The following is a 26,707-nucleotide window of genomic DNA, read 5'->3' on the forward strand; positions in this document are numbered from 1 at the left end:
CTGGCGGCACGGGCGGAGCCGGGGGCGCCACGGGGGCCTCGATGGGCGGCGCGGGCGGCTGCGGCGTGGTAATGCCCACGGGCGCGTTGGGTGCGGGCGTCGGGTCGGGAATCGCCACGGGCATGGGCGCCGGGCGCGGCGCTATCTTGGGCGCGGGCCGGGGCGGTGGCGGCGGGGCGGGGGGCGGCGGCGTGACCTTGGGCGGGGCGGGGGGCGCGATGAACTCGCTCAACACTTCCGCCGGCACGATGACCTCGGCCGCGCGCCGCAGCAGGCCCGACTGCAGGGCCCAGATGCCCGCAACGTGCAGCGCGACCACCGAGCCCACGATCACGGTGTTGCGGCTGATGCCTCCCTGGGTGGCGAAACGATCGGTGTGAGACATAAAAATGATAGCTGCCAGTGCTTGCTGCACAAGCGCCAGAGGCCAAAAAGACCCAGATTACTTTACTTGCGAAAGATCCACCAGGCCGAGCCTGCGACGAGGATCAGGCTGCCAGCGAGAGTTGAGAGGAGTTCCATGACTTGCTTTCCAGGATGGAGTTGGCAAGCTGGATCGTTTGCGGGGCCGCGCCGTTGTGCAGGGCGGCCACGGGGTTCGATGCACTGCACTGCGCCACCACGTCGCGGGCGCAGCTTTCGCAGCAGCCGCATTGGGTGGCTACGCCCAGTTCGAACTGGATTTCGTCGAAGCTCATGCCCGCGCGCGCATGGCGGGCGATCTCACGGTCGGAAATCCGGCGGCAAACGCAGACGATCATGACGGCAGGCAGTGTGGCTGGCTGTTGAGAAGGTGGGCGGATTATAAATAAGAATTCATCGCATTTGCAACGAAAACGCCGTGAAAAACAAAAAAGCCGACACGCGGTCGGCTTTTTCTTGCACTGGGGCGCAGGCCCTGGGGCTTTTTACTTGACGTGCTTGCCGATCAGGCCGGCCAGCTCGAACATCGACACCTGGGGCTTGCCGAACAGCTCCTTGAGCTTGGCGTCGGCGTTGATGTTGCGCTTGTTGGCGGCGTCCTGCAGGTTGTTGGCCTTGATATAGACCCACAGCTTGCTGATGATCTCCGTGCGCGGCAGCGGCGCCGAGCCCACCACGGCAGCCAGCGCGGGGCTGGGCGTGAGCGCCTTCATGAAGGCGGCGTTGGGGGTGCGCTTCTTGGCGGCGGGGGCCGCCTTGGCCGGAGCTTTCTTTGCAGTTGCCATGTTGGATTTTCCTTGTTGGACGTGAAGAAAGGCCGATGCTACTGGCAAAGATTCGCGTTTCCAAGGGTGAAACGGCTTTTTTTGCCTCGATTTGTAGCGGGGTGACAATGCGGCCACGATTGACTTCCCCTTGGACTGAAAGGATTCCAAAAAATGGCCGCAGCTTGCCCCCCCGCCTTCAGCACCTGCGATTTCTGCGACGCACACAAGGGCGACACCAGTGGCGCGTTTCGCGTGCTGCCCCCCGTGTTCCGGCATTTCGGCGTCGTGGCGGCGTTCGCCGGGCCGGTGGTCACCGTCAAGTGCCACGAGGACAACACGCAGGTCAAGGCCGCGCTGGAGTCGCCCGGCGAGGGCCGCGTGCTGGTGGTGGACGGCGGCGGCTCGCTGCGCCGCGCCCTGGTGGGCGGCAACATCGCGGCGGCGGCGGCCAGGAACGGCTGGGCGGGCGTGGTGGTGGACGGCTGCGTGCGCGACGTGGCCGAGCTGAACGCGGCGGCCGTCGGCATCCGCGCGCTGGCGCTGATCCCGCTGCCCACCGAGCGGCGCGGCGAGGGCCAGCGCGATGTGGCCGTGCAGATCCAGGGCGTGTGGGTGCGGCCCGGCGACTGGCTGTACGCCGACGCCGACGGCATCGTCGTCAGCGCGGGGCCTCTGGCGGCCTGACCCGCAGCGCGGCGCGAGAGGGCAGGGTGGCCAGCAGCACGCTGGCCAGCGCAATGCCGAAGGCCAGCAACTGCACCCCCGTGAGCGACTCGCCCAGCACCAGCACGCCCACCAGCGCCGCGCTGACCGGCAGCAGCACCGAGAACACGCCCCCCTGGGCCGCGGGCACGGCCTGGAGCCCGGTCATCCACAGCCACACCGTCCACATGCAGGCCGCCAGCGCGTAGAACAGCAGCAGCGCCCAGGTGCCCCAGCCCACCGCCGCGAAGTCGAAGCCCCGCGCCAGGTACAGGCCGAACGGTGTGGTGAGCGCGAAGCCCCACAGGTTGATGAGTGCGCTGATGCGCTTGGGGCCCAGGCTGCCCGTGAGCTTCTTGCCGATCACCGTGTAGGCCGCCTCGCAGACCACGGCGCCCACCAGCAGCCACTGCCCCAGCCAGGCCAGATTTGAGGTGTTTTTGGCCCCCAGCGCTTGTGCAGACTGCGCAGGCAGCTCTGGTTTTGATAGCGCGAAGAGCGCGATGCCCAGCACGGCCAGCACCACTGCCGCCCAGGTGCGGGGCGCGACCCGCTCGCGCAAGAAGGCCCAGCCCGCCAGCGCCATGGCGGCGGGGATCGCGGCCATGGTCACGCCCGCCGTCACCGCGTTGGTCAGGCTCACGCCGTAGATCATGCAGAGGGTGAACAGGAAATTGCCCAGAAACGACTCCAGGAACAGCAGGCGCCGCGTCTGGCGCGTGAGCGGCGGCTCACCCGCAGGCTTGCGCAGCCAGTGCAGCATGGCGACGCCGCCGATGCCAAAGCGCATCCACGCCAGCAGCAAGACGGGCAGCGCGGTCGCCAGGGGCTTGGACAGCGCTACGTAGCAGCCCACCAGCGACATGCTGAGGGCCAGGCACAGGTAGGCGAAGGGGCGGCTCGGGGCTTTCACTAGACTGGCGTTCCGTTTGCTGAAAAAAAGAGTGCGCATCATGCCCGAGCAGCCCGCCCCCGCCACGCCGCCCCGCTGTGTCTTCGTCTATGGCACCCTGCGCCGAGGCGGCAGCAACGACATCACCCGCCTGCGGCCCGCCCCGCGCTATCTCGGCGAGGCCCGCGTGGCAGGCGTGCTGTACCACCTGGGCGCCTATCCGGGCATGACGCTGGGCGGCGATGCCTGGGTGCGCGGCGAGGTCTATGCCATCGAGCCCGCGCTGGAAGCGCAACTGGACGAGATCGAGGGGCTGGGCGCCGACCCGGTGGACGAATACGCCAAGCGCGAGGTGGCGGTCGAGGTGCAAGGGCGGGTACACGCCTGCCTGGTGTACGAGATCAACCCGCGCTGCGTGGCGGCAGCCCCGCGCATCGCGCAGGGGGACTGGATGGCCGCGGGTTGAGGGCCGCCTGCGGCTTCTCGGTATGTGCAAGCATGTTTTTACAATGCGGTATTGGGTGATTGCTGCGTTGCCACAATTTTTCTCGATACGAGAAAGAAATTCCCGTATTGAGAAATATGACGCTTAAGTGGTTGTTTTGGAACGATAAAATTTATCTCTTGTATAAGACATAAGAGCTTGCTTAAGTCTTATAGAAGACTTAAAGTCATCCCCAAGGGCTGCACCATCAGCCCGGCGTTTTCAACCAACCCCTGGAGTGTCCTCATGCCCCAATCTCTCAATGAACAACTGAGCCGCGAACAGCAAATTGCCGCCCTGGAAAAAGACTGGGCCCAGAACCCCCGCTGGAAGGGCGTCAAGCGCGGCTACACCGCCGCCGACGTGGTGCGCCTGCGCGGCAGCCTGCAGCCCGAGTACACGCTGGCCAAGCGCGGCGCCGAAAAGCTGTGGGCCAAGGTCAACGGCGGCGCCAAGAAAGGCTACGTGAACGCCTTCGGTGCCATCTCCGCCGGCCAGGCCATGCAGCAGGCCAAGGCGGGCCTCGAAGCCGTCTATCTGTCGGGCTGGCAAGTCGCGGCCGACGGCAACACGTCCGAAACCATGTACCCCGACCAGTCGCTGTACGCCTACGACTCGGTGCCCACCATGGTCCGCCGCATCAACAACACCTTCAAGCGCGCAGACGAAATCCAGTGGAGCCGCGGCGTGAACCCCGGCGACGAAGGTTTTGTCGATTACTTCCTGCCCATCGTGGCCGATGCCGAAGCCGGTTTCGGCGGCGTGCTGAACGCCTTCGAGCTGATGAAGAACATGATCGCCGCCGGTGCCGCTGGCGTTCACTTCGAAGACCAGCTGGCCGCCGTGAAGAAGTGCGGCCACATGGGCGGCAAGGTGCTGGTGCCCACGCAGGAGGCCATCGAGAAGCTGATCTCCGCCCGCTTCGCCGCCGACACCATGGGCGTGCCCACCATCATCCTGGCCCGCACCGACGCCGAGGCCGCCAACCTGATCACCAGCGACCACGACGCCAACGACAAGCCCTTCCTGACCGGCGAGCGCACGCAGGAAGGCTTCTACCGCGTCAAGAACGGCCTGGAGCAAGCCATCAGCCGCGGCGTGGCCTATGCCCCCTACGCCGACCTGGTGTGGTGCGAAACCGGCGTGCCCGACATCGGCTTCGCCCGCGAATTCGCCCAGGCCGTGCTGGCCGCCAACCCCGGCAAGCTGCTGTCGTACAACTGCTCGCCTTCCTTCAACTGGAAGAAGAACCTCAACGACAGCCAGATCGCTTCCTTCCAGGAAGAACTGTCCGCGCTGGGCTACAAGTACCAGTTCATCACGCTGGCAGGCATCCACATCAACTGGTTCAACACCTTCCAGTTCGCCCACGCCTATGCACGCGGCGAAGGCATGAAGCACTACGTGAACATGGTGCAAGAGCCCGAGTTCGCAGCGCGCGACAAGGGCTACACCTTCGTGTCGCACCAGCAGGAAGTGGGCGCAGGTTACTTCGACGACGTGACCACGGTGATCCAGGGCGGTTCGTCCAGCGTGAAGGCGCTGACGGGTTCGACCGAAGAAGAGCAGTTCCACTGATCTGTCTGCGGGCATCCCTGGTCACCGGGGATGCCGACGGAAAAAGGCAGGCCGCGTGCCGCATGCCTTTTACCTGCCCGCCCTCAACCGCTTGACTGAAAAGCGAGAGGGCGGGTTTTTTATTGCACTCGGCGCTGCCGCCCCGTCACGCCACACTGCGCGGGCGCGCCTTCCACAGCAGCGCCGCCGTACACGCGGCACCCAGCGCCACCAGTGCGCACAGGCAGGGCAGGGCCGATTCCAGCGGCGCGCCCAGTTGGTTGAGCCGCAGCGACGCCTGCACCCCCGAGGTGCTGGGCAGCAGCCACCGCAGCCACTGCAAGGGCGCGGGCAGCGCTTCCACCGGCCACGAAAAGCCCGCGACGAAGGCGATCGGCAGCGTGGTCCACAGCAGCACCTGCAGCGCCCGTTCCCGGTTGCCGAACCACAGCCCCAGCAGCGACCCCAGCGCCGCGATGGCGGGCACGTAGCAGGCCAGCAGCGCCAGGGCACCCAGCGGGTTGCCGCCGCGCGGGTAGTCGTGCAGCACAAAGATCCAGCCGAAGTAGAACAAGCCGCTGGCCCAGCCCAGCGTACACAGCGCCAGCAGGCGGCCCAGCCAGGCGGTGGCGCCGGGACGGTGCTGGCCTGCTTCCACCCAGGTGCCCGCCATCAGCGCAGCGCCCATCAGCAGCGTCTGCTGCAAGATCAGCAGCGCCACGGCAGGCACGACAAAGCTGCCATAGCCCTCGGTGGGGTTGAACAGCGCCACCATCTGCAACTGCACGGGCGCGCGGCTGTCCCGGGCCTGCTGCGCGCTCTGGCCTGCGGCTTGCAGCTTGCGGATTTCCACCCCCGCCGACACCGTGCCCACCGCCTCGGCAAAGCCGTACTGCACGGCCTTGTTGAGCAGCGCATAAGCGCCGTTGGCCTCGATGCTGACGACGGCGTTCTGCCCGCGCACCACGTTGCGCTTGAGGTCGGCGGGGATGAGCGCATAGCCCTCGATCTCGCCGCGCCACAGGGCTTGCTGCGCCTCGCGCTCGCTGGCTGTCACCAGGCGCACGTCGATGCGCGGGTCTGCCGCCGCAAAGCGCGTGATCTGGCGCGACAGGCTGCTGTGATCCATGTCCACCACGGCCACGGGCACGCGGGTCAGCACCTCGTCGGCGTAGAACCAGGGGTAGAAAAAGCCGTACAGCACGGGCGCGCCCACCAGGAGCAGCAGCACGCCCGTGTCGCGGCCCAGCGCGGCCAGGGCTTGCAGCCAGGCGCGCCAAAGGGTGATTCTGGTTTGCGGCATCAGCGGCCTCCCCAAGTGTCCGGACGCCGCACGGCCAGCCGCAGACCGATGGATGCGATAAGCCACAGCACCGCCGTGGCGACGATCAGGCCTGCCAGGGTGCCCACGCTGGCGGCCAGCGGCGCGCCCATTTGCAGCTGCTCGATCTGCAGCCGGATGTAGTGCGTGAACGGCATGGCCTCGGCCCAGGCGCGGGCGCTGGCGGGCATGCCCGACAGCGGAAACCCCACGCCGCTGAACGCGAACGCAGGCGCCGCGAAGAAGCCCGCGCCCGACAGGGCGGTGCGCAGCGACCGGGTGACGGCCGCCAGCGCCGCGCCTGCGGCGAGCGATACGGCCATCAGCAGCGCCAGCGCTGCCGCCACCCAGGCCAGGTTGCCCGGCGGGTGCCAGCCCCGGCCCCAGGTGATGCCCGCCAGCGCCAGCAGGCCTGTCAGCGTCAGCGTGGCCCAGGGCAGCGCCAGCTTGCCCAGCAATGCGCCAGCGGTGTGCAGGAACCCGCCCGCGCCCAGCCATTCGCCCACAGTGCGGTCGCGCAGCTCGCGCCCCACGGCCCAGGCGCCCGCCGTCATGGCGAGGATGTGCAGCAGCGCGGGGATCAGCGCCGCGCCCAGGAACTGCTCGTAGTTGGTGGCGACGTTGAACAGCGCCACCATCTGCGTGTGGATGGGCTCCATGCTCACGCGCACGGCCTGGGCGCTTTCGCCGCGCTTGTTGCGCGCCGCCATCTCGATGCCCGCCGACAGCGTGCCCACCACGGTGCGCACGTCGCGTTGCAGCAGGCCCGAGTGCGTGGCCATCTGCGCGTTGTGCAGCAGCGTGACCTGGGCGGCGCGGCCTTGGCGGGCAGTGCGGGCGAAGTCGCGCGGGATGGTGACCACGGCATAGACCTCGATGCCGCGCAGCGCGCGCTCGGCCTCGGCCGCGTTGGCGTAGTGGTGGGTGACCTGCATGCCGGGCGTGGCGTCCAGCATGCGCACCAGTTGGCGCGACAGGCTGCTGTGGTCGTCGTCCACCACGCCCACGGGCAGGTGGCGCGGCAGGCCCGCCGAGAAGATCCACCACATCAGCGCCACCGCCAGCAGCGGCACCCAGGTGACCATGGCCAGGTCCCAGGGGCTGGCCCACAGGCGGCGGGCTTCGCGGCGCAAGCTTGTTACTATTGAATTCATAGCTGCTCGCGCTTGCTACATAAGCGCTAGAGGCATATTTGGCTTGAAGTTTTTTACTGGACAAGAACCGTCATGCCGGGGCGTGCGCCTTCAATCGGTGCTGCGGGCCGGGCGCGCACCTCGAACGTGCGGGCGTCAAAGCCCTGGCCCGCGCGCGTGGCGCGCCAGGTGGCGAAGTCGGGCAGGGCGGCGGTGTGATAGACCTTGAACTTGACGGCTTTGTTGCCCAGCGCGGGCAGCGTGGCATCGAATTCATTGCCGACGGCAAAGCGCTGCAGGCGGTCTTCGCGCACGTTCAGCACCACCCACTGGTCTTGCAGGTTCACCACCGTGACCACGGCCACGCCCTGGGGCGACAGCTCGCCCGTGCGGGCCAGCACCTTGGCGACCTCCCCCGCCACGGGGCTCTTGAGTTCCGTTTCGGCCTGGGCGGCCTGCACCTCGGCCACCACGCCCGCCACCTGGCGCGCCTGGGCGCTGGCGGCGGAGCGGTCTTCGCTGCGCGCGCCGGAGCGGGCCAGCTCGTACTGCGCCTTGGCGGCCAGGGCCTGGTCGCGCGATGCCTTGAAGTTGGCCTCGGCCTCGTCGCGCTTTTGCGCGGCCACCAGGCCCTCGCGGGCCAGGCCGTCCACACGCTGGAACGACGATTCGGCCAGGTCGGCGGCGGCCACGGCGCGCTGCCAGTTCAGGCGGGCCATCTCCACCTCTTGCGGGCGGGCGCCGTGCTCGGCCTTGGCGGCCACGGCCTGGGCGGCCTCTTGCGCGGCGGTGGCCTGGGCCAGCTTGGCCTGCACCTCGGGGCTGTCCATGCGGATCAGCGGCGCGCCCACGGCGATCTGGTCGCCTTCCTTCACCAGAATCTGCGCGATGCGCGCGGTGACCTTGGGCGCTATGTCGGCCTCTTGCGCTTCCATCTGGCCCTGGAAGACCTCGGGCGCGGGCTGCGAGGCTTTCCACAGGCCAAAGCCCACGAAGCCCGCCACGGCCACGAAGGCGGCTGCGGCGACGGCGGTTTTTGTCTTGCTGTTCATGTCGGGTTCACTCCACTTTCATCACATCGGCACGGGCCATGTAGCTGCTGAATTCGTCGGACAGGCCGCAGCTTTCCAGCAGCTCGGCCAGCGCCTTCACGTAGTCGTGCGCGGCCTGGGCGCGTTCGGTCTGGGCCTTGGCCTGGTTGGTCTGCGCGTCGATCAGGTCCAGCATGGTGCTGGTGCCCGCCTTCAGGCCCGCAGTGCGCAGGCGCAGCACCTCATCGGCCAGCTCCAGGCCGGGCGCGAGGGCCATGAACTGGCGGCGGGCCTGCTCCACGGCCAGCCAGCGGTGTTCCACCAGCAGGGCGATGTCGCTGCGCGCTTGCGCGCCGGTGCGCTCGGCCTGCTCGATCTGGCGGTTGGACGACTCGGCCAGCGCATTGCGGTCGATGGAGTCCCACAGCGTCCAGCGCACGCCCACGCCGGCCACCCAGTCGGCGTCGCGCCCGGTCTTGAGCTGGCGCTGGCCGAAGGCGAAGACCTGGGGGCGGCGCAGCGCCTCTTGCGCGGCGTGCAGCTGCGTGGCCTGCTCCTTCTTGGCGGCCACCTTGGACAGGCCCGGGTGGCGGGCCAGCGCGGCGTCGATGAAGTGGGGCAGGGGCGGGAGGGGCTGGTTCAGCACGAACAGCGGGCTGGTGGGCGTCACGCGCTCGTCGGCGCGCAGCGTGCGGGTGAGGGCGGTGGCGGCCAGGTCGGCGTCGTCGCGCGCCTTGCGGGCGTTGCGGCGGGCGTCTTCGAGTGCGGAGCGGGCCTGCAGGCGCTCCACGCGGGCGATGACCCCGGCGTCCAGCATCTTCTGTGCGGCGGCGTCGTGCTGCTCGATGGTGGCCAGGGCGGCCTCGCGCAGTACGGCGGCGCGCTCGGCCAGTTGCGCGCCAAAGTAGCGCTGCACCAGCACCGTGGTGGCCTCGTGGCCGGTCTTGGCGGCGTCGGCCTCGGCCTCGTGCGTGTGCGCGTCGAGCAGGCCGCGCGCGGCCTGGCTGGCGCCGCCCATGTAGATCGGCCAGACGGCGGAGACGGACGCGGTGGTGTCGCTCTTGTGGCGGTTGAGCGTGTAGCTCTGCGGCAGCTGCGGCAACTGTGCCAGCGGCGCGGCGAGCTGGGCGGGCAGTTGCGACAGCACGCCTGCCATCGTGCGGTTCAGCGGGTCCAGGTCCAGGCCCAGGTTGGCGTTGTAGGCGTAGGCCGCGCCGGTCAGGCTGACCACGGGGCCGCCCAGGCGCTGCATGGCGTCGCGGCGCAGTTGCGCGCTTTCGACGGCGCTGCGCGATGCGGCGAGCTGGTCCGAGCGCTGCGTGAACTGCTGCTGCGCGGCGTTGAAATCCATGGGCGCCGCGTGTGCGGCGGCGGCGAGAAGGAACAGCAGGGCGGCCGCCGTGCGCGGCGTGGTGGTGTGGGTCATGGTGGTATCAGGGTGCGCCGACGGGCGTGTAGGAGTTGCTGTGTTCGGCCAGCCAGCGCTCGGAGCGGTCGCTGCCGTGCTGGCTGGGGTGGAAGTCGCGGCGCAGGTATGCGCGCCAGGGCCGCCAGGTCTCGCGCACCAGGCCGCCGCGGCCGAACAGCGTGCGCGCGGCGCTGGCCCAGGTGCCGGGGCGCCACAGCGCGCCGTCGCGGCGCAGGTTGCTGACCGTCTGGCGCAGCAGGTCGCCCAGGAAGATGACCGTGATGCGGCGGAACCAGGTGATGCGCCACTCATGGCTGCCGCCCAGCGCTTGATAGAGGTCGAAGGCCGTGCTCTTGTGCTCGGCCTCCTCGGCGCAGTGCCACTGCCACAGGGTGGCCAGGCGCGGCTCGGCGCCTTGCAGGATTTCGGGGCGGGCCAGCAGCCATTCGGCCAGCAGGGCGGTGAAGTGCTCGCTGGCGGCGGTCACCGCCAGCGGGTGGCGCGGGTCGGCGCCGGCAAAGAGCGGCAGTCGCTCCTTCACGCGCGCCTCCCAGGCGTTGACGAAGCCCTGTTTTTGCAAGTGGCCGTTGAACAGCGCGTGGATGCGGCGGTGCGTGGCCTCCTGGCCGACGAAGCCGCGCACCTCGGCGGCGAACCGCGACTGCTGATCGGGCGGCAGGGCCTGGTGGCCGCCCTTCACGGCGTCGATGAAGAACTGCTCGCCCGCCGGAAAGCTCATGGACAGCGCATTGAACAGCGCCGTGCGAAAGGCGTCGCCCCCGCACCAGCGGCGCGCGAAGGGCGTCTCCAGGTCGATCAGCAGGCGGCGGACGACAAGCTCTGTCATGGTGGGGCTTCCGTGGGGTTTTCTGGTTTGGTACTGTGAAGTACCATTGGGCGTATGATGCAGCTCCAGAATGGTACTGTCAAGTACCAATCCAAAAAATATCCAGCGCCAACATGACCGAAACCGCCGCCGAGATCACCGAACACCGCGCCCGCCTGCTCGAAGGCATGGCCCGCGCCGTGGCCGCCAAGGGCTATGCCGACACCACCATCGCCGACATCGTGCGCGAGGCCAGCGTGTCGCGCCGCACCTTCTACGAGCACTTTGCTGACAAGGCCGAGTGCCTGGTGGCGCTGTACGAGGCCGCCAGCGGCAACGCCATTGCCGTGCTGCGCGCCGCCATCGACCCGGCGAGCGACTGGGAGGCGCAGGTGGAGCAGGCCATGGGCGCCTACCTGGGTGTGCTGGCGCGCAACCCGGTGCTGCTGCGCACGCTGTTCATCGACATCCTGGGCCTGGGCGCGCAGGGCCTGGCCGCGCGCCGCCGCGCCAACCAGCAACTGGCCGACTTGATGCTGGACGTGGTGAACAACCGCCCCGGCCAGCGCAAGCGCAAGGCGCCCTTGCAGCCCACGATGGCGATGGCCGTGGTGGGCGGCATCAACGAGATGGTGCTGCAGTCCATCGAGCAGGGGCGCGCCGCGCAATTGCAGGAGCTGGTGGCGCCCGCCAGCATGCTGCTGCGGGCGGCGATCTCGGCAGATTTTGAATGAAAAATGCCGCCAGTGCTTATGCAGAAAGCGTAGTATGCTACAAATTCAGGAGCTAAATCCTGGCTGAGCCTGTGTTTCAGGACTTGGCCGATGCCGCGTGCTTCATCTTCATGTACACGCCGCCTGCGGCCAGCTCGTCCAGCATCTGCGCCAGGCGCTTGTCGCGGGTGATCCAGCCGATGTAGTCGTTTTTCTGGCAGGCGGGCCGGTCGCGGTAGGCTTGCGTCAGGCCGCGCGCGGCAAGCGCGGGTACCTGCCCGCCAACTTCGTTCGCAACAGTTGGGGCCACCGGGCGCCTGTCGTGGGTACGATGGATGCCTGCCGTGCCCGCGAGCGGCGCGGGTCGTGAAGGAGTCTGGCTGATGGATGAGAGCAGCAGCACGCCCTGGTGGGTGGTGTGCCTGTGCGCGCAGTGGTGCGGCACCTGCCGCGATTACCGCGATGTGTTCGATGCCCTGGCGCAAGAGCACCCCGAGGCGCGTTTCGCCTGGGTGGACATCGAGGACGAGTCCGAATTGGCGGGTGATTTGGAGGTAGAGACCTTCCCCACCCTGCTGATTGCCGACGGCACCCGCGCGCTCTTTTTGGGGCCGCTGCTGCCGCAGGCGGGCGTGCTGGCGCGGCTGCTGGCCAGCCTGCGCGCTGCGGACGGCGGCGCGAGTGCGGGGCCGCTGGCGCAAACGGTGTTCGAGCGCGTGCGCGCCGCGCGTGGTTGATGCTACTGTAATAATAGCTAATGCTGCTTTATGGACGTGCGCTAGAGGCTGATTTGACCATTATTTTTTTTTGAAGCCTTTGCGCATCTTGAAGGAGTTACGGCATGACACATAGAGCGTGGTTGGCATTCGCGTGCCTGGCCTGGGGCTGGACGGGCCTGGCGTGGGCTTTGGGGTGCGTGCCACAGCCGCCCGCCACGGTGCAGGAGATGGAGGACGCGGCCCGCGAAGGCTATGCAGGGTATGAGCCTGCGGACCATCGGGGCGAACTGGTGCCCGACAGGGAGTGGTCTGCCGCAGTGCGTTCGGTGCGCCGCGAGGGGCGGCTGGTGGGCTATGCCCTGCGCCGGGTGCCGATGGCCCAGCGCCTGACGTATGCCTCGGTCCAGCCGATGGCGCTGGGGGGCGGTCGATTCGGCTTCGTGGCGGTTCACGGCGGTTGCAAGCAGTTGGTGGACGCGGCGGGACGTTCGCTGCTGCCCCAGGGTTGGGTGGAGGAAATCAGCATGGCGGACGTGGGTGTCCCGGGCCGCCAGCGCATGGCGGCGTCAGTCTTGCTGAAGATCACCGGCCAGGGGGCGGCGGCGGGGGATCGCGGTCCCTATACCTTCGTGCGCTTCACCCGGGGGCGGCTGACGGCGCAGGCACCGCGCGAGTACGTGGGCACCTACTACATCAGCGACATGGAGTCCCAGAAACCGCTGCGCGAAAACCTGCGCGGGCATCTGGAGGCGGTGAGTACGGCGCTGGACGGCCAACGGGGCATTTTGCGCCTGCGTGATCTGCGCGAGATCGTGCCGCTGCGCTACCAAGGCGTGGGCATTATGTGGCTGCCTGGCACGTTCGAGCAGGGGTTGTTGTTTGCGGATCGCCCTGGCCGCATACACCTGTTCGACCCACAGGGGCGGTTGCTGGAACTGCCGGATTTCGACCGGGTCAAGATCGCCTACGGGGTGGCCCTGTCCTACCTGGAGTTGATCGACCAGGGGCGGCAGGTGTGCCACTTGGCGAACGCGCGAGGCAAGCTGCTGATCGACGCGGCCGTGCCGTTGGTTCAGGGGAACTGTCCGGGTTTCGGCGGCAATGGTCCGGCCTTGGTGTTTACCGATTCCCTGGGCCGCACCCACGGATATGGCTATGTGGCTGGCAGGATGCGCAAGCTTTTCAAGCCGTTGGACGGCGCGGTCCAGGTGCAGTTGCCCTCGTCGGGAGTCCTCGTGCTGCGGGAGGAGGGCACGCCGCCGCGCTACCGCGTGGTGGGCCGCGACGGCAAGGATCTGCACGGAGAGCGGCGCTTCGAGGAAATCGTGAACCAAGGCTGCGGCCATGTGCGGCTGCGGGAGGGTGCGCAGTGGTGGCAGATCACGCCCGATGGCGGCTTGAGCGAGCACATGACATACCCATTCAGTTGCTGAGGAGGCGGGGGGCTGGCCGCTGGCCGCCCCATGGCGCGTATCACCTTGGCAAAACAAGACGTTACGGGGTACAATCTGCGCTTCACGACCAAACGGGCGGGTACCAACCGCCCGTTTTTTTTGGTCGAAAGCTTTTTGAATGAAGCTCGAAGCTGCTGAAAGATGTCTTTTGAAGAAGGTCTTTTGGGGGTTGTCGGGTTTTTTGTCTTTCTGAAACACATACGTGGCACTGCAACAAGTCGTTGAACAAACCGTGACCGGCCTGGGCTATGACCTGGTGGAGATCGAGCGCTCCGCCGGTGGCCTGCTGCGCATCACCATCGACTTGCCCTGGACGGAATCCGCGGCAGAGCAGTTCGTCACCGTGGAGGACTGCGAGAAAGTCACGCGCCAGCTGCAATTCGCGCTGGAGGTGGATGGTGTCGAATACAAGCGCCTCGAAGTGTCGTCCCCCGGCATCGACCGCCCTCTGCGCCACGAGCAGGACTTCGTGCGCTTCGCGGGCTCGGTCATCGACATTACCTTGAAAGCGCCCATCGGCGCCGCAGCGGGCGGGCAGGTCAACGCCACGCGCAAGAAGTTTCGCGGCACGTTGGAGCGTGCCGAGTCGGGCGGCTGGCAGATCGTCTGGAGCGACGAGCCGCCGGTCAAGCCCGGCCAGCGCGTCAGCAAGAAGCGCGTACCCGCGCCCTTGCAGGCGCTGGGCTTTGCGCTCGATGAGATCAGGGATGCGCGCCTTGCGCCCATCGTCAACTTCAAGGGCCGCGCCGCCAACCAGGCCGCTGCCGCAGATACCGAATGAATTACAGGAGAGCCGTCGCATGAACCGCGAATTGTTGATGTTGGTTGAGGCCATTTCGCGCGAGAAGAACGTCGAGCGCGACGTGGTGCTGGGTGCCGTCGAATCGGCCCTGGCCCAGGCCACCAAGAAGCTGTACCAGGGCGAAGTGGACATCCGCGTCGCCGTGGACCGCGACAGCGGTAACTACGAGACCTTCCGCCGCTGGCTGGTCGTGCCCGACGACGCGGGCCTGCAGAACCCCGACGCCGAGGAACTGCTCATGGATGCGCAAGACCGCATCCCCGACATCGAGGTCGGCGAGTACATCGAGGAAGCGGTGGAGTCCGTGCCCATCGGCCGCATCGGCGCCATGGCCGCCAAGCAGGTCATCCTGCAGAAGATCCGCGACGCCGAGCGCGAGATGCTGCTCAACGACTTCATGTCGCGCGGCGAGAAGATCTTCACCGGCACCGTCAAGCGCATGGACAAGGGCGACATCATCGTCGAGTCCGGTCGCGTGGAAGGCCGCCTGCGCCGCTCCGAGATGATCCCCAAGGAAAACCTGCGCAGCGGCGACCGCGTGCGCGCCATGATCATGGAGGTGGATCTGACGCTGCGCGGCGCGCCCATCATCCTGTCGCGCTCCGCGCCCGAGTTCATGATCGAACTCTTTCGCAACGAGGTGCCCGAGATCGAGCAGGGCCTGCTGGAGATCAAGTCCTGCGCCCGCGACCCCGGCAGCCGCGCCAAAATCGCCGTACTGAGCCACGACAAGCGCGTGGACCCCATCGGCACCTGCGTGGGCGTGCGCGGCACGCGCGTCAACGCCGTCACCAACGAGCTGGCTGGCGAGCGCGTGGACATCGTGCTGTGGTCCGAGGACCCGGCCCAGTTCGTCATCGGCGCGCTGGCCCCGGCCAACGTGTCCTCCATCGTGGTCGATGAAGAAAAGCACGCCATGGACGTGGTGGTGGACGAGGAAAACCTCGCCATCGCCATCGGTCGCGGCGGCCAGAACGTGCGCCTGGCGTCCGACCTCACGGGCTGGAAGATCAACATCATGGACGCCGCCGAAAGCGCGCAAAAGCAGGCCAACGAGACCGACGCGGCCCGCAAGCTGTTCATGGAAAAGCTCGACGTGGACGAGGAAATCGCCGACATCCTGATCCAGGAAGGCTTCACCAGCCTGGAAGAAGTGGCCTACGTGCCGCTGCAGGAGATGCTGGAGATCGAAGCCTTCGACGAAGACACGGTCAACGAGCTGCGCGCCCGCGCCAAGGATGCCCTGCTGACGATGGAAATCGCCCGCGAGGAAAGCGTGGACGAGGTGTCGCAAGACCTGCGCGACCTGGAGGGCCTGACCCCCGAGCTGATCGCCAAGCTGGCAGACGGCGGCGTACACACCCGCGACGACCTGGCCGACTTGGGCCTGGATGAGCTGACCGACCTGACCGGGCAGTCCGAAGATGAAGCCAAGGCCTTGATCATGAAGGCGCGCGAGCACTGGTTCGCGGGGCAGCAAGAGTAAGGGTCAGGGAGGCACGAACCACATATGTCCAGCAACACTGTCGCCGAGTTCGCCACCGAACTCAAGAAATCGCCCGAAACCCTGCTCGACCAGCTCAACGCCGCAGGGGTGGGCAAGGCCGCGCCCACCGACGCGCTGACCGAGTCCGACAAGCAAAAGCTGCTCGCCTACCTGCAGGCCAGCCACGGCACCGCCACGGGCGACCGCAAGAAGATCACGCTGACCAAGAAGTCCACCAGCGAAATCAAGCAGGCCGACGCCACGGGCAAGGCCCGCACCATCCAGGTGGAAGTGCGCAAGAAGCGCACCTTCATCCAGCGCGACGAAGGCGCCGAGGCCGCCGCGCCTGCGGCGCAAGAGCCCGCCGTGTCCAGCGAAGACCTCGAACTGGCCCGCCGCGAGGAAGAAGCGCGCCGCCAGGCCGAGCTGATCCGCCGCCAGGAGGCCGAACTGGCCGAGAAGCGCGCCGAGCGCGAAGCCCGCGAACAGCGCGAGCGCGAAGCCGAAGAGCGCGCTGCCGCCTACGCCGCGCAAGAGGCCGAGAAGAAGGCGCAGGCATCGGCCGAGAAGCAGGAAGCCACGCGCGAGCAGGCGGCCGAGGCCGCAGCGCGCGCCGCCGCCCAGGCCGAGGCCCGCGAGAAGGCCCTGGCCGAAGCCAAGGCCCGTGCGGAAGAGGAAACCGCCCGCGCCCGCGACCTGGAAGAGCGCCGTCGCAAGGCCCTGGCCGAGGCCGAGGCCATCCGCGCGATGATGGCCGCGCCCAAGAAGACCGTCATGGTCGCCAAGAAGCCCGAGGAGCCCAAGCCCGTGGCCAAGGCACCGGCTGCAGGCGATGCCAAGAAGGGCACGCTGCACAAGCCCGCCGTGGGCACGGGCGCCCGCACGTCGGCGCCTTCTGGCGGTACGGGCGGCGCGCCCGGCGGTGGCAACAAGGAAGTCAAGTCCGCCAAGCTCTCGTCGAGCTGGGCGGGTGACACGGCCAAGAAGAAGGAAATCAAGACCCGCGGCGACAGCAGCGGCGGCGTGGGCCGCAACAACTGGCGCGGAGGCCCGCGCGGTCGCCGCGGCAACGACCGCGAAGACGACCGCCAGCACCAGTCCGCGCCGGCAGAGGCGCGCGTCATCGAGGTCCACGTGCCCGAGACGATCACCGTGGCCGAGCTGGCGCACAAGATGTCCATCAAGGCCAGCGAAGTCATCAAGGCCCTGATGAAGATGGGCCAGATGGTCACCATCAACCAGCCGCTGGACCAGGACACTGCCATGATCGTGGTGGAGGAAATGGGCCACAAGGCCGTGGTGGCCGCGCTGGACGACCCCGAGGCATTCACCGACGACGAGACCGCGCAGCAGAACGCCGAAGTCCTGCCCCGCGCCCCGGTCGTCACCGTCATGGGCCACGTGGACCACGGCAAGACCTCGCTGCTGGACTACATCCGCCGCGCCAAGGTGGCGGCGGGCGAGGCGGGCGGCATCACGCAGCACATCGGCGCCTACCACGTGGACACGCCGCGCGGCATGGTCACCTTCCTCGACACCCCTGGCCACGAGGCGTTCACTGCCATGCGTGCCCGGGGCGCGCAGGCCACCGACATCGTCATCCTGGTGGTGGCGGCCGACGACGGCGTGATGCCGCAGACCCGCGAAGCCATCAAGCACGCCAAGGCGGCAGGCGTTCCCATCGTGGTCGCCATCACCAAGGCCGACAAGCCCGATGCCAACCCGGATCGCGTCAAGCAGGAGCTGGTGGTCGAGGAGGTCGTGCCCGAGGAATACGGCGGCGACTCGCCCTTCGTGCCCGTCTCCAGCAAGACCGGCATGGGCATCGACGACCTGCTGGAGCAGGTGCTGCTGCAGGCCGAAGTGCTGGAGCTGAAGGCCCCGGTCGAATCGCTCGCCAAGGGCCTGGTCATCGAAGCGCAGCTCGACAAGGGCCGTGGCCCGGTCGCCACCGTGCTGGTGCAGTCCGGCACGCTGAAGGTGGGCGACGTGGTGCTGGCAGGCCAGACCTCGGGCCGCGTGCGCGCCATGCTGGACGAGAACGGCAAGGCTGCCAAGTCGGCAGGACCGTCGATTCCGGTCGAAATCCAAGGTTTGTCGGACGTGCCGCAGGCGGGCGACGAGTTCATGGTGCTGTCCGACGAGCGCCGTGCGCGCGAAATCGCCACCTACCGCGCGGGCAAGTTCCGCAACACCAAGCTGGCAAAGCAGCAGGCCGCGAAGCTGGAGAACGTGTTCTCCGAGATGACGGCGGGCGAGGTGCAGAACCTGCCCATCATCATCAAGGCCGACGTGCAGGGCTCGCAGGAAGCGCTGGCCGCCTCGCTGCTCAAGCTCTCCACCGACGAGATCCGCGTGCAACTCGTGTATGCGGGCGTGGGCGGTATCAGCGAGTCCGACATCAACCTGGCGATCGCCTCCAAGGCCATCGTGATCGGCTTCAACGTGCGCGCCGACGCCGGTGCGCGCAAGGCGGCCGAGACGAACGACGTGGACATCCACTACTACAACATCATCTACGACGCAGTCGATGAATTGAAGGCGGCGATGTCCGGCATGCTGGCCCCCGAGCAGCGCGAGGAAGCCATCGGCACGGCCGAGATCCGCACCGTGTTCGTGGCCTCCAAGATCGGCACGGTGGCGGGTTCGTACATCACGTCCGGCCAGGTCACGCGCGGCTGCAAGTTCCGCCTGCTGCGCGACAACGTGGTCATCTACACGGGCGAGGTCGAGTCGGTGCGCCGCCTGAAGGATGACGTGAAGGAAGTCAAGGAAGGCTTCGAGTGCGGTATCAAGCTCAAGAACTACAACGACATCAAGGAAGGTGATCAGTTGGAGCTCTTCGAGATCAAGGAAATCGCGCGGACGCTGTAAGCAACCATGGCTGGCAAGAAAACCTCCACGCCCAACCGCAGCTTCAAGGTCGCGGACCAGATCCAGCGCGACCTGACCGAGCTGATCCGCGAGTTGAAGGACCCGCGCATCGGCATGGTCACGCTGCAGGCCGTGGAGGTCACGCCCGACTACGCGCACGCCAAGGTGTTCTTCAGCGTGCTGGTGGGCGACACCGAGGCCACGCAGGAGGCGCTGAACCAGGCGGCGGGGTTCTTGCGCAACGGCCTGTTCAAGCGCCTGCACATCCACACCGTGCCCACGCTGCACTTCGTGTTCGACCGCACCACCGAGCGCGCTGCGGACATGAACGCCTTGATCGCCAAGGCGGTTTCTTCTCGCGCCAAAGAAGATTGAAGATGAACGCGCCACGCACACGGGTGCAGCGGCGCCCTGTGCATGGGGTGTTGCTGCTCGACAAGCCGCTGGGCCTGTCCAGCAACGACGCCTTGCAGAAGGCGAAATGGCTGCTGCGCGCCGAAAAGGCGGGCCACACGGGCACGCTGGACCCGTTGGCGACCGGCGTGCTGCCCCTGTGCTTCGGCGCGGCCACCAAGTTCAGCGCCTTGCAGCTCGATGCGCCCAAGACCTACGAAGCCATCGCACGGCTGGGCGTGACCACATCCACCGGCGACGCCGAGGGCGAGGTGTTGGAGCGGCGCGAGGTGCCGCCCATCACCCCCGAGCGGCTGGCCGAAGTGCAGGCGCAGTTCACGGGCCCCATCCGCCAGGTGCCGCCCATGCACAGCGCGCTCAAGAAGGACGGCAAGGCGCTGTACGAGTACGCGCGTGCAGGCATCGCCGTGGAGCGCGCAGCGCGCGATGTGGTGATTCATGCATTAAAACTGGCTCCAGCGCTTGATGGACAAGCGCAACCAGCTATCAAAATGGTAGTGACCTGCAGCAAGGGCACCTACATCCGCACGCTGGGCGAGGACATCGGCGCGGCCCTGGGCTGCGGCGCGCACCTCAGCTTTCTGCGCCGCATCGACACGGGGGGCCTCGGCGTGGACCGCTGCGTGACCCTGCCCGCGCTCGAAGCCATGGCCGAGGACGAGCGGCTGGCCTGCGTACACCCGCCCGAGTCGCTGCTGGCACGGCACCTGCCTGTCGCGCTGGATGGCGACAATGCCGCCAGGTTCCTCTCGGGCATGCGCCGCCGGGGCCCCTGGCCCGACGCCGACGCCGTGGCCGTCTTCGGCGACAAGCCGCACGCCCTGCTGGGCGTCGCACACATCACGGGGGGGGAGCTGATTCCAGACCGGCTCCTCAGCCCCCTGGAGATTCAACAGATTCTGGAAATAAGCAAAGATCGGAAAGACCCATCATGACCAAGCAAATCCGCAACATCGCCATCATCGCCCACGTGGACCATGGCAAGACCACCATGGTGGACCAGCTCCTGCGCCAGTCCGGCACCTTTGCCGACCACGAGAAAGTGGTGGACACGGTGATGGACAACAACGCCATCGAGCGCGAGCGCGGCATCACCATCCTGGCCAAGAACTGCGCCGTGAGCTGGGAAGGCACGCACATCAACATCGTGGACACCCCCGGCCACGCGGACTTCGGCGGCGAGGTGGAACGTGCCCTGTCGATGGTGGACGGCGTGGTGCTGCTCATCGACGCGCAGGAAGGCCCCATGCCGCAAACGCGCTTCGTCACCAAGAAGGCCCTGGCCCTGGGCCTGCGGCCCATCCTGGTGGTGAACAAGGTGGACAAGCCCGGCGCAGCGCCCGACAAGGTCATCAACGCCGCGTTCGACCTGTTCGACAAGCTGGGCGCGACGGACGAGCAGCTCGACTTCCCGGTCGTCTATGCCTCGGGCATCAACGGCTGGACTTCGCTCGAAGAAGGCGCGCCCGGCGAGCAGTGGGGCCCCGACATGTCGGCCCTGTTCAACACCATCCTCAAGCACGTGCCGCCCAACACCGGCGACCCGACCGCGCCCCTGCAACTGCAAATCTCGGCGCTGGACTTCTCCACCTTCGTGGGCCGCATTGGCGTGGGCCGCATCAGCCAGGGCACGCTCAAGCCCGCGCAGGACGTGCTGGTGATGGAAGGCCCGGACGGCAAGTCCGTCAAGGGCCGCGTGAACCAGGTGCTCACCTTCCAGGGGCTGGACCGCATGCAGACGCCGCAGGCAGGCCCCGGCGACATCGTGCTCATCAACGGCATCGAGGACATCGGCATCGGCGTCACGGTGACCGACCCCGCCAACCCCGCGCCGCTGCCCATGCTGAAGGTGGACGAGCCCACGCTGACCATGAACTTCTGCGTCAACACCTCGCCGCTGGCGGGCCGCGAAGGCAAGTTCGTCACCAGCCGCCAGATCTGGGACCGCCTGCAAAAAGAGCTGCAACACAACGTGGCCCTGCGCGTGAAGGAGACGGACGAGGACGGCATTTTTGAAGTCTCGGGCCGGGGCGAACTGCACCTGACCATCCTGCTCGAAAACATGCGCCGCGAAGGCTACGAGCTGGCCGTGTCCAAGCCCCGCGTGGTGTTCAAGGACATCGACGGCGTGCGCCACGAGCCGATCGAGCTGGTCACCGCCGACATCGAAGAAGGCCACCAGGGCGGCGTGATGCAGGCGCTGGGCGAGCGCAAGGGCGAGCTGGTCAACATGGAGCCCGATGGCCGTGGCCGCGTGCGCCTGGAATACCGCATCCCCGCGCGCGGGCTGATCGGCTTTACGAATGAGTTCCTGAACCTCACGCGCGGCTCGGGCCTCATCAGCAACATCTTCGACGGCTACGAGCCGCACAAGGGCGACATCGGCGGGCGCAAGAACGGCGTGCTCATCAGCATGGACGACGGCGAAATCTTCACCTACGCCCTGGGCAAGCTCGACGACCGTGGCCGCATGTTCGTCAAGGCCAACGACCCCGTGTATGAAGGCATGATCGTCGGCATCCACAGCCGCGACAACGACCTGGTGGTGAACGCCACGCGCACCAAGCAGCTCACCAACTTCCGCGTCAGCGGCAAGGAAGACGCGATCAAGATCACGCCCCCCATCGACCTGACGCTGGAATACGGCGTGGAGTTCATCGAGGACGACGAGCTGGTCGAGATCACGCCCAAGAGCATCCGCCTGCGCAAGCGCCATTTGACGGAAAACGAACGCAAGCGCGCGGCCCGCGCCTGACCTGACGCGAAAGGAAAAGAGCCATGACGGAGACAAGCGCAGCAGTGGCAGCCGAAGTCCTGAGCGAAGTACGTGGCCAGGTGGGCTTCATCACGCTCAACCGCCCCAAGGCGCTCAACGCCCTGTCGCTGGGCATGGTGCGCGACCTCATGGGCATTCTGCTCGCGTGGCAGAAGGACGACGCGGTGCTGGCCGTGGCGATTCGCGGCAGCAGCAAAGAGGGCGCATTCGGCGCCTTCTGCGCGGGCGGCGACATCCGCTTTCTGCACCAGGCGGGCAGCGCGGGCAACCCGCAGGTCGAGGACTTCTTCACCGAGGAATACGCGCTCAACCACCTGATCCACACCTTCGGCAAGCCCTACATCGCATTCATGGACGGCATCGTCATGGGCGGCGGCATGGGCATCAGCCAGGGCGGCACGCTGCGCGTGGTGACCGAGCGCACGAAGATGGCCATGCCCGAGACGGCCATCGGCCTGTTCCCCGACGTGGGCGGGGGGTACTTTCTCAGCCGCTGCCCGGGCCGCGTGGGCGAGTGGCTGGCGCTGACGGGCGAGACCATCGGCGCGGCCGATGCCATCGCGTTCGGGCTGGCCGATGGCCTCCTGCCTTCGGATCAGCAGGCGGCTGTGTGGGACGCGCTGGGCGCCCAGTCCTTCGCCAGCGGCAAGGCGGTACAGGACTATGTTGCTTCAAAATTCATAGCTACTGGCGCTTGCCAGATAAGCGCTAGAGGCCAAATTGACCAATATTTTGCGATGGAGAGCGTACACGCCATCATCACCGCGCTGGAAGCCGCGCCCGGTGAATGGGAACGCGCCACCGCCGCCACGCTCCGCAAGCGCTCGCCGCTGATGCTGCACGTGGTGCTGGAGCAGATCCGCCGCGCGCGCGGCATGGGCCTGGCCGACGACCTGCGCATGGAGCGCGACATGGTGCGCCACTGCTTCACCCTGCGCCCCGGCCAGAGCGAGACCCTCGAAGGCATCCGCGCGCTGGCCGTGGACAAGGATCACAGCCCGAAGTGGAGCCCCGCACGCATCGAGGACGTGACGCCCGCGATGTGGCAGCCGTTCTTCGACAGCCCCTGGCCCGCGCACGCCCACCCGCTGGCGGCGCTGTCATGATCCGTTTGATTTCTTCTCAGGAGTACCAACGCATGATGAACAAGACCCCTGCATTCCTCGCCGTGGCCGCCGCCCTGTGCCTGGCTGCCACCGCCCAGGCCGCCGACAAGGTGAAGGTCGGCCTGCTCAGTACCTTGTCTGGCCCCGGCGCGGGCCTGGGCGTGGACATCCGCGATGCCTTCCAGCTGGCGCTCAAGCACAGCGGCGGCAAGCTCGGCGGTTTGCCCGCCGAGGTCATCGTGGCCGACGACCAGCAGAACCCTGATGCGGCCAAGCAGACGGTGGACCGCATGGTCAAGCGCGACAAGGTCGATTTCATGACCGGCATCGTCTTCTCCAACGTCATGCTGGCCGTGGCCCCGCCGGTGTTCCAGTCCAGGACCTTCTACATCAGCGCCAACGCAGGCCCCTCGCAGCTTGCGGGTGCGCAGTGCAATCCGTATTTCTTCAGCGCGTCCTACCAGAACGACAACCAGCACGAGGCTGCAGGCAAGACGGCGCAGGACAAGGGCGCCAAGAAGGTCGCGCTGCTCGCGCCCAACTACCCGGCGGGCAAGGACGCGCTGGCGGGCTTCAAGCGCTACTTCAAGGGCGAGGTGGCGCTGGAGATGTACACGCCGCTGTCGCAGCTCGACTACGGCGCGGAGCTGTCGAAGATGCGCGCCTCGGGCGCCGACGCGGCCTACATCTTCCTGCCCGGCGGGCTGGGCGTGAACTTCATCAAGCAGTTCGTGGGCGCGGGCCTGTCCAAGGACATGACGCTCTACGGCCCCGGCTTCTCGGCCGACGAGGACGTGATCCGCGCCGTGGGCGAGCCCATGCTGGGCATGTTCAACACCTCGCAGTGGGGGCATGACCTGGACAACGCCGCCAACAAGCGCTTCGTGGCCGACTTCCAGAAGGAATACGGTCGCCTGCCCACGCTCTACGCCTCGCAGGGCTACGACGCTGCGCGCCTGATCGACGCCGCCGTGCGCGACGTGAAGGGCAACCTGGCCGACAAGGACGCCGTGCGCCGCGCGCTCAAGGCGGCCAGGTTCGACTCGGTGCGCGGCCCGTTCAAGTTCGGCCCCAACCAGTTTCCCATCCAGGACTACTACCTGCGCGTCATCACCAAGGACAGCCAGGGCCGCATCACCAACCGCACGGTGGCGCCGATCTTCAAGAACCACGGCGACGCCTACGCGTCTGAATGCAAGATGCCGGGATGAGTGGTCACCCCCCTGAGTCGCTTCGCGCCTTCCCCCCTCTCTCTACGCGCTTCGCGCTCCGGGAGGGAGGACGCAGCCAGCGCGGCGGGGCGGCCCTTGCGCGGCTGCCTGCGCTGGGGGCGTGCCAGTTTCATGCGCTGCGGATAGCGCGCAACGCAGTGGGGTACTGACATGGGAATCCTGGTGCTGGAGCAGGCCCTGAACGGCCTGCAGTTCGGCCTGATGCTCTTCCTGTTGGCGGCGGGGCTGACGCTGGTGTTCGGCATCATGGACATGATCAACCTCGCGCACGGCTCGCTGTACATGGTGGGCGCGTACCTCATCGCCACCTGCGCGGCGGCCTCGGGCTCGTTCTGGATCGGGCTGGCTGCAGGCATCGCCGCCACGGCGGTGATCGGCGTGCTGCTGGAAGTGACCGTGCTGCGGCGCCTGTACCAGCGCGACCACCTGTCGCAAGTGCTGGGTACCTTCGCCATCCTGCTCATGGCCAATGAGGCAGTGCGCATGGTCTGGGGCTCGCAGCCGGTGCCGCTCAACCCGCCCGAATCGCTGGCGGGGCCGGTGGAACTGCTGCCGGGTTTTTCGTACCCGGCCTATCGGCTGTTCATCATCGGCGTGGGGCTGGCGGTGGCGCTGCTCTTGTACCTGCTGGTCACGTACACGCGCGTGGGCATGCAGGTGCGCGCGGGCGCCTCTAACCGCGAGATGGCGCTGGCCATGGGCGCCAACGTGCGCGGCCTGTTCACCGCGCTGTTCGCGCTGGGCGCGGCCCTGTGCGCGGTGGCGGGCGGCATGCTGGGCCCGCTGCTGGCGGTGCAGGTGGGTATGGGCGAGAGCATCCTGATTTTGGCCTTCGTGGTCATCGTGATCGGCGGCATAGGCTCCATTCGTGGCGCGCTGCTGGGTGCGCTGCTGGTGGGTGTGGTGGATACGGCGGGGCGCACGCTGGTGCCCATGCTGTTCGGCCAGCTCATGGGGCCGGAGGCGGCCTCCAGCGCCGGGCCCGCCGTGGCCTCGATCCTGATCTACGTGCTCATGGCCGCTGTGCTGTTCTGGAAGCCCAAGGGCCTTTTCCCTACACATTAATGAAACACCCCCTGAGTCGCTTCGCGCCTTCCCCCTCTCTCACGCTTCGCGTGGGAGGGGGACGCAGCCAGCGCGGCGGGGCGGCCCTTGCGCGGCTGCCCGCGCCTGGGCCGCGCCGGTTGCATGCGATGCGGGTGGCGCGCAGCGCCGTGGATAACTGATATGACGTCTCGCCTGGATCACCGGCTGCGCCCCGCCGTCGCCGTGCCGCTGCTGGTGCTGCTGGCCCTGGTGCCCACCATCGCGGGCGCGCTGGGTGAGGATTTCTACGTGGGCGTGGCCAGCCGCGTGCTGGTCTTCACGCTGGCAGCGGCCAGCCTCAACCTGGTGCTGGGCTTCGGCGGCATGGTCAGCTTCGGCCATGCGGCCTTCGTGGGCGTGGGGGCGTACACCGTGGGCATCCTCATGCAGGTGGCGGGCATCACCTCCGCCTGGGTGGCCTGGCCGCTGGCGTTCGTGGCGGGCGGGCTGTTCGCCTGCGTGGTGGGGCTGGTCAGCCTGCGCACGCAGGGCGTGTACTTCATCATGATCACGCTGGCCTTCGCGCAGATGCTGTACTACCTGATGGTGTCGCTCAAGGCCTATGGCGGCGAGGATGGGCTGTCGCTGCCCGCGCGCTCGCACGTCGGGCTGGGCATCGACTTAGGCAGCGACGCGCAGTTCTACTACGTGGTGCTGGCCGTGTTCGCGCTGGTGTTCCTCGCGCTCTGGCGCCTGCTGAACGCCCGCTTCGGCCACGCGCTGCAGGGCATCCGCGAGAACGAAACGCGCATGGAGGCCATCGGCTTTCCCGTCTTCCGCTACAAGCTCGCGGCCTTCACGCTGGCCGGGGCCATCGCCGCTCTGGCGGGGGCGCTGCTGGCCAACCAGGGCAGCTTCGTCAGCCCCGCCATGCTGCAGTGGAGCCAGTCGGGCATGCTGCTGGTGATGGTGATCCTGGGCGGTGTGGGCCACCTCTATGGCCCGCTGGCGGGCGCGGCGCTGTTCCTGCTGCTCGAAGAGGTGCTGGTGGCCTACACCATCCACTGGCAGTTCGGCCTGGGCGCGGTGCTGCTCGCCGTGGTGCTGCTGGCGCCCAACGGCCTGTTGAGCCTGAAGCGGAGCCGGGCATGACGGAACTGCTGCGCACCGACAACCTCGTCAAGCGCTTCGGCGGGCTGGTGGCGACCGACCACGCCAGCCTGACCGTGCAAACGGGCGAGATCCACGCGCTGATCGGCCCCAACGGCGCGGGCAAGACCACGCTGATCCACCAGCTCTCGGGCGCGCTCGCACCCACGGCGGGCCGCATCCACTTCGCGGGGCAGGACGTGACCGGCCTGCCCATGCACGCGCGCGCGCAACGGGGCCTGGTGCGCTCCTACCAGATCACCAGCGTGTTCAAGCGCCTGCCGGTGCTGGACAACATCGCCCTGGCCCTCCAGTCGCGCGAGAACGTGGGCCTGTGGCGCCCAGCGCGGGCCGACCGCGCGCGCTACGAGGCCGCCGCCGCCGTGGCCGAGCGCGTGGGCCTGGGCGCGCA

Annotated in this window: 26 protein-coding genes and 1 pseudogene; 17 read left to right on the plus strand and 10 right to left on the minus strand. The window is 67.7% G+C overall.

All coding sequences use genetic code 11. The annotated features are described in order from the left end of the window. From QM569_RS06640 to QM569_RS06650, 3 genes and pseudogenes are all read right to left on the minus strand, one after another. Positions 1-385 (minus strand): annotated as a pseudogene (locus tag QM569_RS06640) (energy transducer TonB); the annotation flags it as partial. Positions 386-488: 103 nt separating this feature from the next. Then, positions 489-761 carry a bacterioferritin-associated ferredoxin gene (locus QM569_RS06645; RefSeq protein WP_414986440.1) on the minus strand — a complete coding sequence of 91 codons (273 nt, stop codon included), beginning with the start codon at positions 759-761 and terminating at the stop codon, positions 489-491. 147 nt (positions 762-908) lie between these two features. Beyond that, a complete protein-coding gene (locus QM569_RS06650; RefSeq protein ID WP_414986441.1) occupies positions 909-1,208 on the minus strand; it encodes an SWIB/MDM2 domain-containing protein in 300 nt (99 codons plus the stop codon). Positions 1,209-1,361: 153 nt separating this feature from the next. Between QM569_RS06650 and rraA the strand changes: the two genes are divergently transcribed. After that, positions 1,362-1,874 (plus strand): ribonuclease E activity regulator RraA, encoded by a 513-nt coding sequence (rraA, locus tag QM569_RS06655; RefSeq protein ID WP_414986442.1) that lies wholly within the window; start codon positions 1,362-1,364, stop codon positions 1,872-1,874. On the opposite strand, the gene QM569_RS06660 is transcribed toward rraA, so the two are convergent. After that, a complete protein-coding gene (locus QM569_RS06660) occupies positions 1,849-2,757 on the minus strand; it encodes a DMT family transporter (protein ID WP_414986464.1) in 909 nt (302 codons plus the stop codon). The two genes, rraA and QM569_RS06660, sit on opposite strands and share 26 nt — an antisense overlap. Before the next feature lie 88 nt (positions 2,758-2,845). On the opposite strand from QM569_RS06660, the gene QM569_RS06665 reads away from it, so the two are divergent. Together QM569_RS06665 and aceA are read left to right on the plus strand one after the other, a co-directional pair. Further along, positions 2,846-3,250: a gamma-glutamylcyclotransferase family protein gene (locus QM569_RS06665; protein WP_414986443.1), complete on the plus strand. Its 405-nt coding sequence runs from the start codon at positions 2,846-2,848 to the stop codon at positions 3,248-3,250. A gap of 264 nt (positions 3,251-3,514) precedes the next feature. Continuing rightward, positions 3,515-4,846, plus strand: a complete 1,332-nt coding sequence (gene aceA, locus QM569_RS06670; protein ID WP_414986444.1) for an isocitrate lyase — start codon at positions 3,515-3,517, stop codon at positions 4,844-4,846. Positions 4,847-4,991: 145 nt separating this feature from the next. On the opposite strand, the gene QM569_RS06675 is transcribed toward aceA, so the two are convergent. From QM569_RS06675 to QM569_RS06695, 5 genes are read right to left on the minus strand one after another with little or no spacing between them, the layout of a single operon-like run. Then, complete coding sequence (locus QM569_RS06675; RefSeq protein ID WP_414986445.1) at positions 4,992-6,128, minus strand: ABC transporter permease; 1,137 nt, start codon at positions 6,126-6,128, stop codon at positions 4,992-4,994. Continuing rightward, on the minus strand, positions 6,128-7,300 hold the full coding sequence (locus QM569_RS06680; RefSeq protein WP_414986446.1) for an ABC transporter permease: 1,173 nt from the start codon (positions 7,298-7,300) through the stop codon (positions 6,128-6,130). Before QM569_RS06680 ends, QM569_RS06675 begins: the two co-directional genes overlap by 1 nt. A 53-nt stretch (positions 7,301-7,353) precedes the next feature. Then, positions 7,354-8,331, minus strand: coding sequence for an HlyD family secretion protein (locus QM569_RS06685; RefSeq protein WP_414986447.1), 978 nt, complete (start codon positions 8,329-8,331; stop codon positions 7,354-7,356). A gap of 7 nt (positions 8,332-8,338) precedes the next feature. Further along, the gene (locus QM569_RS06690) at positions 8,339-9,736 is read right to left on the minus strand and encodes a TolC family protein (RefSeq protein WP_414986448.1); all 1,398 of its coding nucleotides are present in this window, start codon (positions 9,734-9,736) and stop codon (positions 8,339-8,341) included. Between the two features lie 7 nt (positions 9,737-9,743). Next, the gene (locus QM569_RS06695; protein ID WP_414986449.1) at positions 9,744-10,565 is read right to left on the minus strand and encodes a metal-dependent hydrolase; all 822 of its coding nucleotides are present in this window, start codon (positions 10,563-10,565) and stop codon (positions 9,744-9,746) included. A gap of 113 nt (positions 10,566-10,678) precedes the next feature. Between QM569_RS06695 and QM569_RS06700 the strand changes: the two genes are divergently transcribed. Further along, a complete protein-coding gene (locus QM569_RS06700) occupies positions 10,679-11,278 on the plus strand; it encodes a TetR/AcrR family transcriptional regulator (RefSeq protein WP_414986450.1) in 600 nt (199 codons plus the stop codon). Between the two features lie 76 nt (positions 11,279-11,354). Here QM569_RS06700 and QM569_RS06705 read toward each other — a convergent pair whose 3' ends face one another. Continuing rightward, positions 11,355-11,567, minus strand: a complete 213-nt coding sequence (locus tag QM569_RS06705) for a hypothetical protein (protein WP_414986451.1) — start codon at positions 11,565-11,567, stop codon at positions 11,355-11,357. A 73-nt stretch (positions 11,568-11,640) separates the two neighbouring features. Between QM569_RS06705 and QM569_RS06710 the strand changes: the two genes are divergently transcribed. The 13 genes from QM569_RS06710 to QM569_RS06770 all read left to right on the plus strand — a co-directional run. Continuing rightward, the gene (locus tag QM569_RS06710; RefSeq protein ID WP_414986452.1) at positions 11,641-11,994 is read left to right on the plus strand and encodes a thioredoxin family protein; all 354 of its coding nucleotides are present in this window, start codon (positions 11,641-11,643) and stop codon (positions 11,992-11,994) included. A gap of 104 nt (positions 11,995-12,098) precedes the next feature. Continuing rightward, the gene (locus tag QM569_RS06715) at positions 12,099-13,409 is read left to right on the plus strand and encodes a hypothetical protein (protein ID WP_414986453.1); all 1,311 of its coding nucleotides are present in this window, start codon (positions 12,099-12,101) and stop codon (positions 13,407-13,409) included. A gap of 223 nt (positions 13,410-13,632) precedes the next feature. Then, a complete protein-coding gene (rimP, locus tag QM569_RS06720) occupies positions 13,633-14,211 on the plus strand; it encodes a ribosome maturation factor RimP (RefSeq protein WP_414986454.1) in 579 nt (192 codons plus the stop codon). A 19-nt stretch (positions 14,212-14,230) separates the two neighbouring features. Continuing rightward, positions 14,231-15,718: a transcription termination factor NusA gene (gene nusA, locus QM569_RS06725; protein ID WP_414986455.1), complete on the plus strand. Its 1,488-nt coding sequence runs from the start codon at positions 14,231-14,233 to the stop codon at positions 15,716-15,718. A gap of 24 nt (positions 15,719-15,742) precedes the next feature. Further along, the gene (gene infB, locus QM569_RS06730; RefSeq protein ID WP_414986456.1) at positions 15,743-18,592 is read left to right on the plus strand and encodes a translation initiation factor IF-2; all 2,850 of its coding nucleotides are present in this window, start codon (positions 15,743-15,745) and stop codon (positions 18,590-18,592) included. A gap of 6 nt (positions 18,593-18,598) precedes the next feature. Further along, positions 18,599-18,967, plus strand: a complete 369-nt coding sequence (rbfA, locus tag QM569_RS06735) for a 30S ribosome-binding factor RbfA (protein WP_414986457.1) — start codon at positions 18,599-18,601, stop codon at positions 18,965-18,967. A 2-nt stretch (positions 18,968-18,969) separates the two neighbouring features. Beyond that, the gene (gene truB, locus QM569_RS06740; RefSeq protein ID WP_414986458.1) at positions 18,970-19,941 is read left to right on the plus strand and encodes a tRNA pseudouridine(55) synthase TruB; all 972 of its coding nucleotides are present in this window, start codon (positions 18,970-18,972) and stop codon (positions 19,939-19,941) included. Continuing rightward, a complete protein-coding gene (gene typA, locus QM569_RS06745) occupies positions 19,938-21,761 on the plus strand; it encodes a translational GTPase TypA (protein WP_414986459.1) in 1,824 nt (607 codons plus the stop codon). Before truB ends, typA begins: the two co-directional genes overlap by 4 nt. Positions 21,762-21,784: 23 nt before the next feature. Next, entirely contained in the window at positions 21,785-22,888 is a 1,104-nt protein-coding gene (locus QM569_RS06750) for an enoyl-CoA hydratase/isomerase family protein (protein WP_414986460.1), read from the plus strand. Between the two features lie 35 nt (positions 22,889-22,923). Beyond that, complete coding sequence (locus QM569_RS06755; protein ID WP_414986465.1) at positions 22,924-24,099, plus strand: ABC transporter substrate-binding protein; 1,176 nt, start codon at positions 22,924-22,926, stop codon at positions 24,097-24,099. A gap of 171 nt (positions 24,100-24,270) precedes the next feature. Continuing rightward, positions 24,271-25,185, plus strand: coding sequence for a branched-chain amino acid ABC transporter permease (locus QM569_RS06760; RefSeq protein WP_414986461.1), 915 nt, complete (start codon positions 24,271-24,273; stop codon positions 25,183-25,185). 162 nt (positions 25,186-25,347) lie between these two features. Continuing rightward, a complete protein-coding gene (locus QM569_RS06765; RefSeq protein WP_414986462.1) occupies positions 25,348-26,298 on the plus strand; it encodes a branched-chain amino acid ABC transporter permease in 951 nt (316 codons plus the stop codon). After that, a partial coding sequence (locus QM569_RS06770; RefSeq protein ID WP_414986463.1) for an ATP-binding cassette domain-containing protein occupies positions 26,295-26,707 on the plus strand: 413 nt, incomplete at its 3' end. The genes QM569_RS06765 and QM569_RS06770, both read left to right, overlap by 4 nt.

The organism is Acidovorax sp., assembly GCF_047607405.1.
GTDB lineage: Bacteria > Pseudomonadota > Gammaproteobacteria > Burkholderiales > Burkholderiaceae_C > Acidovorax.

Coding starts and splice junctions, on each gene's coding strand:
- QM569_RS06645 (WP_414986440.1), bottom strand. CDS start 761: ATGATCGTCTGCGTTTGCCGCCGGATTTCCGACCGTGAGATCGCCCGC.
- QM569_RS06650 (WP_414986441.1), bottom strand. CDS start 1,208: ATGGCAACTGCAAAGAAAGCTCCGGCCAAGGCGGCCCCCGCCGCCAAG.
- rraA (WP_414986442.1), top strand. CDS start 1,362: ATGGCCGCAGCTTGCCCCCCCGCCTTCAGCACCTGCGATTTCTGCGAC.
- QM569_RS06660 (WP_414986464.1), bottom strand. CDS start 2,757: ATGTCGCTGGTGGGCTGCTACGTAGCGCTGTCCAAGCCCCTGGCGACC.
- QM569_RS06665 (WP_414986443.1), top strand. CDS start 2,846: ATGCCCGAGCAGCCCGCCCCCGCCACGCCGCCCCGCTGTGTCTTCGTC.
- aceA (WP_414986444.1), top strand. CDS start 3,515: ATGCCCCAATCTCTCAATGAACAACTGAGCCGCGAACAGCAAATTGCC.
- QM569_RS06675 (WP_414986445.1), bottom strand. CDS start 6,128: ATGCCGCAAACCAGAATCACCCTTTGGCGCGCCTGGCTGCAAGCCCTG.
- QM569_RS06680 (WP_414986446.1), bottom strand. CDS start 7,300: ATGAATTCAATAGTAACAAGCTTGCGCCGCGAAGCCCGCCGCCTGTGG.
- QM569_RS06685 (WP_414986447.1), bottom strand. CDS start 8,331: ATGAACAGCAAGACAAAAACCGCCGTCGCCGCAGCCGCCTTCGTGGCC.
- QM569_RS06690 (WP_414986448.1), bottom strand. CDS start 9,736: ATGACCCACACCACCACGCCGCGCACGGCGGCCGCCCTGCTGTTCCTT.
- QM569_RS06695 (WP_414986449.1), bottom strand. CDS start 10,565: ATGACAGAGCTTGTCGTCCGCCGCCTGCTGATCGACCTGGAGACGCCC.
- QM569_RS06700 (WP_414986450.1), top strand. CDS start 10,679: ATGACCGAAACCGCCGCCGAGATCACCGAACACCGCGCCCGCCTGCTC.
- QM569_RS06710 (WP_414986452.1), top strand. CDS start 11,641: ATGGATGAGAGCAGCAGCACGCCCTGGTGGGTGGTGTGCCTGTGCGCG.
- QM569_RS06715 (WP_414986453.1), top strand. CDS start 12,099: ATGACACATAGAGCGTGGTTGGCATTCGCGTGCCTGGCCTGGGGCTGG.
- nusA (WP_414986455.1), top strand. CDS start 14,231: ATGAACCGCGAATTGTTGATGTTGGTTGAGGCCATTTCGCGCGAGAAG.
- infB (WP_414986456.1), top strand. CDS start 15,743: ATGTCCAGCAACACTGTCGCCGAGTTCGCCACCGAACTCAAGAAATCG.
- rbfA (WP_414986457.1), top strand. CDS start 18,599: ATGGCTGGCAAGAAAACCTCCACGCCCAACCGCAGCTTCAAGGTCGCG.
- truB (WP_414986458.1), top strand. CDS start 18,970: ATGAACGCGCCACGCACACGGGTGCAGCGGCGCCCTGTGCATGGGGTG.
- typA (WP_414986459.1), top strand. CDS start 19,938: ATGACCAAGCAAATCCGCAACATCGCCATCATCGCCCACGTGGACCAT.
- QM569_RS06750 (WP_414986460.1), top strand. CDS start 21,785: ATGACGGAGACAAGCGCAGCAGTGGCAGCCGAAGTCCTGAGCGAAGTA.
- QM569_RS06755 (WP_414986465.1), top strand. CDS start 22,924: ATGAACAAGACCCCTGCATTCCTCGCCGTGGCCGCCGCCCTGTGCCTG.
- QM569_RS06760 (WP_414986461.1), top strand. CDS start 24,271: ATGGGAATCCTGGTGCTGGAGCAGGCCCTGAACGGCCTGCAGTTCGGC.
- QM569_RS06765 (WP_414986462.1), top strand. CDS start 25,348: ATGACGTCTCGCCTGGATCACCGGCTGCGCCCCGCCGTCGCCGTGCCG.